The organism is Mycobacterium sp. 1465703.0, from assembly GCF_001672975.1.
In the GTDB taxonomy this organism is placed as follows: Bacteria; Actinomycetota; Actinomycetes; order Mycobacteriales; family Mycobacteriaceae; genus Mycobacterium.
Genome location: NZ_LZKU01000238.1, coordinates 166,224 through 178,021 on the forward strand (window position 1 = coordinate 166,224; position 11,798 = coordinate 178,021).

General features: G+C 68.4%; 11 protein-coding genes. All 11 read left to right on the top strand.

The window, feature by feature from the left end; all coding sequences use genetic code 11:
* Window positions 1-7 precede the first annotated feature (7 nt).
* The 11 genes from A5625_RS23060 to tsaD all read left to right on the top strand — a co-directional run bounded on the left by A5625_RS23060 (window position 8) and on the right by tsaD (window position 11,536).
* Complete coding sequence (locus A5625_RS23060; protein ID WP_066999521.1) at window positions 8-916, top strand: DUF4436 domain-containing protein; 909 nt, start codon at window positions 8-10, stop codon at window positions 914-916.
* Window positions 917-1,021: 105 nt separating this feature from the next.
* Window positions 1,022-1,696 (top strand): rhomboid-like protein, encoded by a 675-nt coding sequence (locus A5625_RS23065; protein WP_066999592.1) that lies wholly within the window; start codon window positions 1,022-1,024, stop codon window positions 1,694-1,696.
* A gap of 3 nt (window positions 1,697-1,699) precedes the next feature.
* The gene (locus A5625_RS23070; RefSeq protein WP_066999524.1) at window positions 1,700-3,556 is read left to right on the top strand and encodes a S9 family peptidase; all 1,857 of its coding nucleotides are present in this window, start codon (window positions 1,700-1,702) and stop codon (window positions 3,554-3,556) included.
* A 41-nt stretch (window positions 3,557-3,597) separates the two neighbouring features.
* Window positions 3,598-5,019, top strand: a complete 1,422-nt coding sequence (locus A5625_RS23075; RefSeq protein WP_066999595.1) for a bifunctional ADP-dependent NAD(P)H-hydrate dehydratase/NAD(P)H-hydrate epimerase — start codon at window positions 3,598-3,600, stop codon at window positions 5,017-5,019.
* 19 nt (window positions 5,020-5,038) lie between these two features.
* A complete protein-coding gene (locus tag A5625_RS23080; protein WP_066999526.1) occupies window positions 5,039-6,421 on the top strand; it encodes a glutamate decarboxylase in 1,383 nt (460 codons plus the stop codon).
* A gap of 184 nt (window positions 6,422-6,605) precedes the next feature.
* Entirely contained in the window at window positions 6,606-7,772 is a 1,167-nt protein-coding gene (alr, locus tag A5625_RS23085; protein WP_197516197.1) for an alanine racemase, read from the top strand.
* A 52-nt stretch (window positions 7,773-7,824) separates the two neighbouring features.
* Window positions 7,825-8,874 (top strand): alpha/beta fold hydrolase, encoded by a 1,050-nt coding sequence (locus A5625_RS23090; protein WP_197516191.1) that lies wholly within the window; start codon window positions 7,825-7,827, stop codon window positions 8,872-8,874.
* A 40-nt stretch (window positions 8,875-8,914) separates the two neighbouring features.
* Complete coding sequence (gene tsaE, locus A5625_RS23095) at window positions 8,915-9,406, top strand: tRNA (adenosine(37)-N6)-threonylcarbamoyltransferase complex ATPase subunit type 1 TsaE (RefSeq protein ID WP_156748472.1); 492 nt, start codon at window positions 8,915-8,917, stop codon at window positions 9,404-9,406.
* Entirely contained in the window at window positions 9,403-10,026 is a 624-nt protein-coding gene (tsaB, locus tag A5625_RS23100; RefSeq protein WP_066999531.1) for a tRNA (adenosine(37)-N6)-threonylcarbamoyltransferase complex dimerization subunit type 1 TsaB, read from the top strand. Before tsaE ends, tsaB begins: the two co-directional genes overlap by 4 nt.
* The gene (rimI, locus tag A5625_RS23105) at window positions 10,023-10,514 is read left to right on the top strand and encodes a ribosomal protein S18-alanine N-acetyltransferase (RefSeq protein WP_066999534.1); all 492 of its coding nucleotides are present in this window, start codon (window positions 10,023-10,025) and stop codon (window positions 10,512-10,514) included. The genes tsaB and rimI overlap by 4 nt, the downstream gene beginning before the upstream one ends.
* The gene (gene tsaD, locus A5625_RS23110) at window positions 10,511-11,536 is read left to right on the top strand and encodes a tRNA (adenosine(37)-N6)-threonylcarbamoyltransferase complex transferase subunit TsaD (RefSeq protein WP_066999537.1); all 1,026 of its coding nucleotides are present in this window, start codon (window positions 10,511-10,513) and stop codon (window positions 11,534-11,536) included. The genes rimI and tsaD overlap by 4 nt, the downstream gene beginning before the upstream one ends.
* Window positions 11,537-11,798 lie beyond the last annotated feature (262 nt).

Genomic DNA, 11,798 nt, shown 5'->3' on the forward strand with positions numbered 1-11,798 from the left:
AGGAAGTATGCGATCGGCCGGCAAGAAGTACGGCATCGTAAGCCTTGTCGTTCTCATCCTCGCGGCATACGTGGTGGCCGTCGGCATGTATGCGCAAAGTGGTAGCGGCCGGCATCTGGATGTGGCGGCAGCGACTGCCGACGGCGACAAGCCGTCGGCGACCATCAACGTGGAAGACATCCAGTCCAACAACAGCGTGCTCGCCGTCAATCTGGCGTTCAATCCCGGATCGGCGTTGCTGGATCCGAAAACCCACCATCTCAAGGACGATCTCAGCCTGCGGGTCAGGTCGTCGGCGATGCCCGCCCGGCACACCTGGACCAAGGGCATGCTGCCCGGCCTGATGGCGGTTCCGCTGACCATCGCCGGCCAGATCGAGCGGTGGCCGTTCGATCAATACCGCTCGGGGCCGATCGAAGTCGAAATCTTCTACGGCCCTGACACCGACCGAACACCCGACCATGTGCCGGTCACCTTTGTCGACCATCTTTCGGGGTGGCGGCTGTCCGCCACCAGAGCCCAGCCCGACGGTCCCTACCGACTGAACGTGCGGCGCTCGCTCAGCACCGCGGCGTTCGCCATCGTCATCCTCGGCGTTCTCGTCACGATCGCCAGCTTGGCGCTGTTCGTCGCGGTCCAGACGGCCCGCGATCGGCGGCCGTTTCAGCCGCCGATGACCACTTGGTACGCGGCCATGCTGTTCGCGGTGGTGCCGTTGCGCAACGCGCTACCCGGCTCGCCACCTTTCGGCAGCTGGGTCGACATCACCGTCGTCATCTGGGTCCTGGTCGCGCTAGCCGTCTCGATGATCCTGTACATCAGTACCTGGTGGCGACATCTGAAACCCATGACCGTTGCCCCGCCGGCGGCTCCGGCCCCCGCCCCGGCGGACCTGGCCCCCGCACCGTCCAAGTAGCCGGGCCGCCGCGGCGTATTCGCCGCCGAAGTCGTCCAGTGTCACGCATGGCATGCGAAGGTTGATGTTGTGGCGCATCCATCGGTTCGCAGTCGAGTGCACAGCATGTCGCTGGCGGTTTGGCACTACGTCACCGGTGCGCCGCTAACCTACGGCTGGTTGCTGGTGCTGATGATCACCACGATCATCCAGACTCACCTGACCGGCCGCGAGTTGCACTCGGTGCTGCTGCACCGCTCCACCAACATTCACGGCCTGGGCAGCGATCCGCTCGCCGTACTGTTTTCCAGCCTGCTGTGGATCGACGGCAAGAACTTCGAGCCCTACCTACTGCTGTTCACCCTGTTTCTCGCGCCGGCCGAACACTGGCTCGGCCAGCTGCGCTGGCTCACTGTGGGATTGAGCTCGCATATCCTGGCCACCTACATCAGCGAAGGCATCCTCTATTTCGCGATCGAGGAACACGATGCGCCGCAACGGCTGGTGCACGCGCGCGACATCGGGGTCAGCTATTTCATGGTCGGCGTGATGGCCGTGCTGACCTACCACATCGCCCGGCCCTGGTGCTGGGGCTATCTCGGAGTGTTGTTCGTCATCTTCGGCTTCCCGCTGCTGACCATGGGCAGCGAACTGAACTTCACCGCGATCGGGCACTTCACCTCCATCCTCATCGGCTTGTGCTTCTATCCGATGACTCGCAGGCGCTCCCAAGGCAGCCGGCAGTTGAGTCCGGCGCGCCTCAGAACGGCTCTGCGGCGAACCGATTCGCGCGAGGGCTAGGCGATGGTGCAGCAGGTCCGCGCGTTCTACGGCGCCTCGCTGTCACCCGACGCGACCGCGTTCGCTCACCTCGTCGACGACGGCGGCTATCCGCATGGGGTGCAGCGCTTCCTGCACGGTCGCCGGTTCAGCTCGCCGCGCAACGTCGAACTTCCGGTCGAGGGCCCGGTCTCGCGTGTCATCCACTCCGCCGACGGTCACTGGCTGGCCTGCGAGGTGGCCCCGGAGGGTGGCACCCGCAAGCAGATCTGGGTCGTCACCACCGATCCCGATGACCGGCTGGCGTGGCGTGCCGACCGCGAGGAAGAGGGGACCGCCGAGTTGATCGGGTGGGACGGCACCCTGATCACGGCTATCTTGACGGGCGAGGACGGAGTCGGGCGGTCCTGTCTGATCGATCCGGCCGACGGCGATTGCACCGTGCTGGACCGCCGATCCGGCGCCCGGCTCGTCGACGCGTGGGCCGGGGCGTCGCTGATTCGGGTTGGGCCGCGCGGCTACCGCGAGATGGTGATGTTGCACGGGGATACCGAAATTGCACTTCTGCCTTACGATCCCGGCTCGGTGACAGCCTACGGAGCGATCCTCGACGATCACCATCCGCGCCGCCTTCGCTACGGCCCGACCGGCGAGTTGAGCAGGCTCTACAACCCGGGCGTGGGCGCCGATGGATACTTCCGGGCGCTGGTCATCAGCGACAACGGTGGTGAGCACGCCCGGCTGCTGGAGGTGATCGCCACGCTGGACGGCGTGAGCTACTTCGTGGTGGCAGAGCGTCCCGACTGTGATCTCGACGAGTTCGCCGTAAGCCATGACATGTCCACCGTGGCCTTGTTGTGGAACTTGCAGGGCCGCAGCGAGTTACAGATCCTCGATCACACCGACTACACGCTGCACGAGCCGATCCCGCTGCCCGGCGACGTCGCCGGTGAGCTGTCGATCAGTGCGGGTGGATCGATGGTGGCGCTGACCGTGCAGGGGCCGGCGATGCCGCGGACCGTCGAACTGGTCGACACCCGCACGCGGGAATGGCAACTCGTCGACCATGAAACCGGTCGCGGCCCGCTGGCCCAGGGCTTTTCCGCTCGGCCGACGCTTGAGACGATCACCGCGCGCGACGGCCTGAAGCTGCCGAGCTGGCTGTACCGGTCGGCCGTAAGTAGCTCCGGCGCAGGCGCTTTGGTGTATCTGCATGGCGGCCCGGAAGGTCAGGCGAGGCCCGACTACAGCCAAATCTTCCCGGAGGTGCTCAACGTCGGGATCAGCGTGCTGGCTCCGAACGTGCGCGGCTCCGGCGGGTTGGGCCGCACCTTCGTGCACGCCGACAATAAGGAGAAGCGGTTCGCGGCCATCGATGATGTCGCCGACTGCGTGCGCTTCCTGGTGGACAACGAGGTGGCTGAGCCCGGCCGAATCGCCTGCGCGGGCTGGTCGTACGGCGGCTACCTGACGATGGCGGCCATGACGTTTCATCCGGAGTTGTTCGCCGCGGGCGTCACGATCTGCGGGATGAGCGACCTCGCCACCTTCTACCGCAACACCGAGCCCTGGATCGCCGATGCCGCCTATCCCGAGTACGGCCACCCGGTCTACGACCGCGAGCTCCTCGAGCGGCTGTCGCCGCTGCGCCGGGTCGACGCCTTGACCGCCCCGTTGCTCGTGGTGCACGGCGCCAATGACACCAACGTCCCGGTCAGCGAATCCGAGCAGATCGTCGAGGCGCTGCAGCGGGCGGGTCGCGACGTGCGGTATCTGCTGTTCGCCGACGACGGCCACGAGATCGTCAAGCGGGAAAACCACGCGGCACTGGCCGCGGCGATGACCGAATGGCTGACCGCGGCGTTCGCCCGCCGCGCCTAGGGTGCGCGATTGCGGGCCCTGACATGGAATGCTTGCGGGTGATGCGCCACTACTACTCCGTAGACGCGATCCGACAGGCCGAGGCGCCGCTGCTGGCCAGCCTGCCCGACGGTGCGTTGATGCGACGCGCGGCCTTCGGGCTGGCCACCGAGATCATCGGCGAGTTGGCGGCCCGTACCGGCGGGGTTGCCGGCCGGCGAGTGTGCGCGGTGGTCGGCTCGGGAGACAACGGCGGTGACGCCCTGTGGGCGGCCACCTTCCTGCGCCGTCGCGGCGCGGCCGCCGACGCGATCCTGCTCAACCCCGAGCGCACCCACCGCAAGGGGCTGGCGGCGTTCCGGCAGGCGGGCGGTCGCATTGTCGAAAGTGTTTCGCCGACAACCGATCTCGTCATCGACGGGGTGGTGGGCATTTCCGGCTCGGGTGCGCTGCGGCCCGCCGCGGCCGAGGTGTTCGGCGCGGTCGACGACGCGCGGATCCCGGTGGTCGCCGTCGACATCCCCAGCGGCATCGACGCGGCCACCGGGGCGATCACCGGCCCCGCGGTGCGCGCCGTGCTGACCGTCACCTTCGGCGGGCTCAAACCCGTGCATGCGCTCGCCGACTGTGGGCGGGTGAAGTTGATCGACATCGGCCTGGATCTGCCGAACACCGACCTGCTGGGTTTCGAGGCCCCCGACGTGGTCGCACGCTGGCCGGTACCCGGGCCGCACGACGACAAGTACACCCAGGGCGTCACCGGTGTGATGGCCGGCTCGTCGACCTATCCGGGTGCGGCCGTGCTGTGCACCGGTGCTGCCGTCGCGGCCACCTCCGGCATGGTGCGCTATGCCGGCAGCGCGCACCGCGAGGTGCTCGCACAGTGGCCGGAGGTGATCGCTTCGCCGACGCCCGCGTCGGCCGGGCGGGTACAGTCCTGGGTTGTCGGACCGGGATTGGGCACCGATGACACCGGGGCCGCGGCATTGTGGTTCGCGCTGGAGACCGACCTGCCGGTGATCGTGGACGCCGACGGGCTGACCATCCTGGCTGCCCATCCCGAGCTGGTGGCCAACCGGAACGCGCCGACGGTGCTGACGCCGCACGCCGGCGAATTCGCCCGTTTGGCGGGTAGCCCGCCCGGGGATGATCGAGTGGGTGCGTGCCGCAAGCTGGCTGACACTTTCGGCGCCACGGTGTTGCTCAAAGGGAACGTCACGGTCGTCGCCGATCCGGGTGGCCCGGTGTACCTCAGCCCGGCCGGGCAGTCCTGGGCGGCCACCGCGGGCTCCGGTGACGTGTTGTCCGGCATGATCGGCGCGCTGCTGGCGGCGGGCCTGCCGCCGGCCGAGGCGGCCGCGGCCGCGGCCTTCGTGCACGCGCGCGCCGCGGCACTGTCGGCCGCCGACCCGGGCCCTGGCGACGCGCCTACGTCCTCGTCACGGATGGTGCCGCACATCCGAGCCGCCCTGGCCGCCCTGTAGTCCGCAGAAAGGAAGCCCAGTGCCACAACATCCGTCCCTACCCGCCCACTCGATCGCGCCTGCCTACACCGGTCGCCTGTTCACCGCCCCGGTGCCGGCGCTGCGGATGCCCGACGAATCTATGGACCCGGAGGCCGCCTACCGCTTCATCCACGACGAGCTGATGCTTGACGGCAGTTCGCGGCTCAACCTGGCCACCTTCGTCACCACCTGGATGGATCCCGAGGCTGGAAAGCTGATGGCCGAGACGTTCGACAAGAACATGATCGACAAGGACGAGTACCCGGCGACGGCAGCCATAGAGCAGCGCTGTGTGTGCATAGTGGCCGACTTGTTCCACGCCGACGGCCTGCGCGACGACGACCCCTACAGTGCCTGCGGCGTATCGACCATCGGGTCCAGCGAGGCGGTGATGCTGGGCGGTCTGGCCATGAAATGGCGGTGGCGCCAAAAGATCGGCAAAGACTGGAAGGGCCGCACCCCGAATCTGGTGATGGGCTCCAACGTCCAGGTGGTCTGGGAGAAGTTCTGTCGCTACTTCGACGTCGAACCGCGCTACCTGCCGATGGAGGAGGGGCGCTACGTCATCACCCCCGAGCAGGTCGTCGACGCCGTCGACGAGGACACCATCGGGGTGGTCGCAATCCTGGGCACCACCTACACCGGCGAGCTGGAACCCATCGCCGAGATCTGCGCCGCGTTGGACAAGCTGGCCGCCGGTGGCGGTGTGGACGTTCCAGTCCACGTCGATGCCGCCAGTGGCGGATTCGTGGTGCCCTTCTTGCACCCCGAGCTGAAATGGGACTTCCGGCTGCCGCGGGTGGTGTCGATCAATGTCAGCGGCCACAAATATGGGCTGACCTATCCCGGTGTCGGGTTCGTGGTGTGGCGCAGCAAGGAGTACCTGCCCGAGGATCTGGTCTTTCACGTGAACTATCTGGGTGGCGACATGCCGACCTTCACGCTGAACTTCTCCCGGCCCGGCAACCAGGTGGTCGGCCAGTATTACAACTTTCTGCGGCTGGGCCGCGAGGGCTACACGCAGGTCATGCGGACGCTGTCGTCGACCGCCCGCTGGCTGGGTGAGCAGCTGCGGACCGGCGAGCATGCCGAGTTGATCTCCGACGGTTCGGCGATCCCGGTGGTCAGCTTCCGGCTGGCCAAGGATCGCGGCTACACCGAGTTCGACGTCTCCCATGAGCTGCGCGGCTACGGCTGGCAGGTGCCGGCCTACACCATGCCGGAGAACGCCACGAACATTTCGGTGCTGCGCATCGTGGTGCGCGAGGGCCTGTCGGCCGACCTGGCCCGGGCGCTGCACGACGATGCCCGCGCCGCGCTGGCGTCGCTGGACAAGCTCAAGCCGGGCGGTCACTACCGGGCCGAGCACTTCGCGCACTGAGTCCAGGGGTTTCGTCACAGCGGGTTCGCCATACCGGCCGGGGCGCATGTGGCGGCTGTGACCGTTGCGACAATGCGGCCTGGCTGTGTCCGGTCCGGCCGCCGTCGGCGAGCAAAGTGGTCGACAGGTTCTGGGACAATGGCTGCTGCGAACTGACAGACAGATGAGTGGGAGCACGACTTCCTTGGCCGTTACGCCGATATCCCTGACACCGGGCGTCCTCGCCGAGGCCCTGGTTGACCTGGGCGCCATTGAGCACAACGTGCGGCTGCTGTGCGAGCAGGCCGGCAGCGCGCAGGTGATGGCCGTGGTCAAGGCCGACGGCTACGGCCACGGAGCCGCCCAGACGGCGCGCGCCGCGCTGGCCGCGGGCGCCGCCGAGTTGGGTGTCGCCACCGCCGACGAGGCGCTGGCGCTGCGCGCGGCCGGAATCACCGCGCCGGTGCTGGCGTGGCTGCACCCGCCCGGTGTCGACTTCGGGCCCGCGCTGCTGGCCGACGTCCAGATCGCGGTCTCCTCGCAGGTGCAGCTCGACGAGCTGTTGGACGCGGCGCGCCGCACCGGCCGGACCGCGACCGTCACCGTCAAGGTCGACACCGGGCTGAACCGCAATGGTGTGCCGCCGGCGCAATACCCGGCGATGCTGGCCGCGCTGCGTCGCGCCGTCGCCGAGGAGGCCGTCGTGCTGCGGGGGTTGATGTCGCACATGGTGTACGCCGACCAGCCGGCCAACTCCGTGAATAACCTTCAGGCGCAACGGTTCAGCGATATGCTGGCCCACGCGCGTGATCAGGGTGTGCGGTTCGACGTGGCCCACCTGTCGAATTCGTCGGCCACCATGTCTCGTCCCGACCTGGCCTTCGACATGGTGCGTCCCGGCATCGCGATATACGGACTGAGCCCGGTACCCGAGCTGGGCGACATGGGTCTGGTGCCGGCGATGACGGTGAAATGCCCTGTCGCCCTGGTGAAGTCGATCCGCGCAGGGGAGAGCGTGTCATACGGGCACACCTGGACCGCCCAGCGTGACACCAACCTCGCGCTGCTGCCGGTCGGCTACGCCGACGGGGTGTTCCGGTCGCTGGGTGGCCGGCTGGAGGTGTTGATCAACGGCAGGCGGCGACCGGGCGTGGGGCGGATCTGCATGGACCAATTCGTCGTCGACCTCGGCCCGGGGCGCACCGATGTCACCGAGGGTGACGAGGCAATCCTGTTCGGACCCGGCGGCAACGGTGAACCCACCGCGCAGGACTGGGCCGATCTGCTCGGCACCATCCACTACGAAGTGGTGACCAGCCCCCGGGGGCGGATCACCAAGACCTACCGCGAGGCGCAAACCATTGAGCCCTGAGGAACCCCGCGTGCGCCGCAAGGGCAGGGCCTGGCTTGCGGGAGGTGCGGGGGTGACCGCCGTCGCGACCATCATCGGAGCCTCGGCCCGCCGGTCGATGACCCAGCGCGCCACCGGCGAAGATCCTTACGCCCACGAGGATTTCAACAGGCTCGAGGACGACCGCAGCCTGGTCGTGACCACACCCGACGGCATACCGCTGGCGGTCCGCGAAGCCGGCCCGGCTGATGCACCGCTGACCCTGGTGTTCGTCCACGGATTCTGCTTGCAGATGGGCGCTTTTCATTTCCAGCGCACCCGGCTGCCCGATCAGTTGGGCCCCGACGTCCGAATGGTCTTCTACGACCAGCGCGGGCACGGCAGATCCGGCGAGGCGGACCCCGAGAGCTACACACTGACCCAACTCGGCCGCGATCTTCAAAGCGTGCTGAACGTGGTGGCGCCGCGCGGAATGGTCGTGCTGGTGGGCCACTCGATGGGCGGCATGACGGTGTTGTCACACGCGCGCCAGTTCCCCGAGCAGTACGGCCGCCGGATCGTGGGTGCCGCGCTGATTTCCTCGGCGGCCGAGGGAGTTTCGGAATCACCGCTGGGTGAGATTTTGAAAAACCCTGCACTGGAAGCGGTTCGGGTGGCTGCGCGGTCCGCCCCGAAGCTGATGCACCGCGGCCGCAACGTGTCCCGCTCCTTGATCGGACCGGTGCTGCGGGCCGCCTCCTACAGTGATCTGCAGGTCAGTCGCAGCCTCGACGCCTTCTCCCAGCGGATGATGAACAGCACCCCGATCCCCACGATGGTCGGCTTCCTGGACGCTTTGGAGAAGCACGACGAAACAGCCGGACTGTGGACGCTACTGCGCATCCCCACCCTGATCGCATGCGGCGACCACGACTTGCTCACCCCGGACGAATACTCGCGAAGGATGGCCGCCAGCCTGCCGCAGTCCGAGTTGGTCATCGTCGCCGGTGCGAGTCACTTGGCGCTGCTGGACAAGCCCGACGCCATCAACGGCGGACTGGTCCGACTGGTCAGGCGGGCCACGCCGAGCAAGGCGGCGCTGCGGATCCGGCGGATGCGAGAGAGGTTGCGGCGCCGTGGCTGAGGTCGATGGCGGCGACCCGCCGCGCCCGGCTGCGCCGCGCTTGCGATCGCCGCAGGCAGAGGGAACCGCGACCCTGGACCGCGTCGAGGACACCATGGCGCTGGGGTCGCGGCTGGGACAGCAACTGCGAGCGGGCGACGTGGTGGTGCTCTCCGGGCCACTCGGCGCAGGAAAGACGGTGCTGGCCAAGGGTATTGCCGCCGCCATGGATGTCGATGGACCGGTCACCTCGCCGTCCTATGTGTTAGCACGGGTGCATCCACCGCGGCAGCCCGACGCCCCGGCGATGATCCACGTCGACCTGTACCGGCTGCTCGATCACACCGGTCATGACGGCGCCGACCTGCTCGGCGAACTCGATTCACTGGACTTGGACAGCGATCTCGACGACGCTGTGGTGGTGGTGGAATGGGGCGAAGGCCTGGTCGAGCGCCTGGCCGAGCGTCATCTCGACATCCGGCTGGAACGCGTCACCGGCTCCGACGTGCGGATCGCGACTTGGCAGTGGGCCGGCAGCGAGGGCAACTCATGAGCCTTGTTCTTGCCCTCGACACCTCCACCCCGGCGGTGACCGCCGGGATCGTGCGGCGTGACGACCTGTGCGTGCTGGCCGAGCGGGTCACCGTCGACGCCCGGGCCCACGCCGAACGACTCACCCCGAATGTGGTTGCGGCCCTGGCCGATGCGGAGCTGACCATGGCCGGCTTGGACGCCGTTGTGGTGGGCTGCGGCCCGGGTCCCTTCACCGGTCTACGAGCCGGGATGGCGACCGCCGCCGCCTACGGGCATGCGCTGGGCATCCCGGTGTACGGCGTGTGCAGCCTGGACGCCATCGGCGTGCGAACCAGCGGGGAGATGTTGGTGGTCACCGATGCCCGCCGTCGCGAGGTCTACTGGGCCCGCTACTGCGACGGTGTGCGCACCCACGGCCCCGCGGTCAACGCCCCGGCCGAGGTCGACCCGGGACCCGCCCGGGCGGTCGCCGGTTCACCCGACCATGCCAGCCTGTTCGGCCTGCCAGTGTGCGAACCGCACTGCCCGACGCCGGCCGGATTGGTTGCCGCGGTGGCCGATTGGACCGCTGACCCGGAGCCGCTGGTGGCGCTGTACTTGCGACGGCCCGACGCCAAACCGTTGGTGAGTCGCCAATGACCACCCACAGCGAACCCGTGACCGTCGGTGCATTGACCCGCGCCGACGCGCAACGCTGCGCCGAGCTGGAAGCGCAGCTTTTCGACGGCGACGACCCCTGGCCCGCGGCTGCCTTCCATCGCGAATTAGCCAGCGCCCACAACCATTACGTGGGTGCACGGGTTGGCGAGACGCTGGTCGGCTACGCCGGCATCTCCCGGCTGGGCCGCACCCCGCCCTACGAGTACGAGGTGCACACCATCGGCGTGGATCGGGCATACCAGGGCCGCGGCATCGGCCGCCGGCTGCTCGACGAGCTGCTGACCTACGCCGACGGCGGCGCCGTCTACCTGGAAGTCCGCACTGACAATGAGGCGGCCATCGGGCTGTACGAAAGCATGGGTTTCGAGCAGATCGGACTGCGCAAGCGCTATTACCGGGTCAGCGGCGCCGATGCGTACACGATGCGGCGGGCCGGAGCGCCACCCGCCTGCGGGGGAGCCTTGTGACAACCATCCTGGCTATCGAAACCTCTTGCGACGAAACAGGAGTCGGCATCGCGCGGCTAGACGCCGACGGCACCGTGACATTGCTCGCCGACGAAGTGGCGTCCAGCGTCGACGAACACGTGCGGTTCGGCGGCGTGGTCCCCGAGATCGCCTCGCGCGCACACCTGGAGGCGCTGGGCCCGGCCATGCGCCGGGCGCTGGCGGCCGCCGGCATCGACAAACCCGACGTCGTCGCGACAACCATCGGACCCGGCCTGGCCGGCGCGCTGCTGGTGGGAGTTGCTGCGGCCAAAGCATATTCGGCGGCCTGGGGCGTGCCGTTCTACGCGGTGAATCACCTGGGCGGACATCTGGCCGCCGATGTCTACCAGCACGGGCCGCTGCCCGAGTGCGTGGCGCTGCTGGTCTCCGGCGGCCACACCCACCTGTTGCATGTGCGTTCGCTCGGCGAGCCGATGGTCGAACTGGGCCGCACCGTGGACGACGCCGCGGGCGAGGCCTACGACAAGGTGGCGCGACTGCTGGGCCTGGGCTACCCGGGCGGCAGGGTGCTCGACGAACTGGCCCGCACCGGTGATCGCGACGCTATCGCGTTTCCGCGCGGCATGACCGGGCCGCGCGACGACCCGTACGCGTTCAGCTTCTCCGGCCTCAAGACGGCCGTCGCGCGTTACCTGGAAAGCCACCCGGACGCGGTGAACGCCGATATCGCGGCCGGATTCCAGGAAGCGGTCGCCGACGTGCTGACCCAGAAGGCGGTGCGCGCGGCCACCGGGCTCGGCGTGTCCACGTTGCTGATCGCCGGGGGAGTGGCCGCGAATTCGCGGTTGCGCGAGCTGGCCGAGCAGCGCTGCGCCGAAGCCGGACTGACGCTGCGGATCCCCCCGCCTAGATTGTGCACCGACAACGGGGCGATGATCGCCTCGTTCGCAGCGCACCTGGTGGCCGCCGGGGCGCCGCAGTCGCCGTTGGACGTGCCCAGCGACCCCGGGCTGCCGGTGGTGAAAGGGCAGGTGAGTTGACGTTCGCTGCGCGCGGACATGCCAACTCCACAGAAGCAGCATGGCCCCCTTGAGTGCTAGCACTCGCATGTATAGAGTGCTAGGTGGCAATCGGCCAAGCCCTGTGTCGGCACCCGCGACGACGGCGCTCGGGCGCGGACGGATGCCGAACACCTGATAACTCGGGCGGTTCGGGGTCAACCCGTACCGCCCGGTCAACTCCGGTCCGGGCGCGTCCCGGACCCGACCCAAACACTGGAGGGCTCCAATCGTGGCGAAGGTG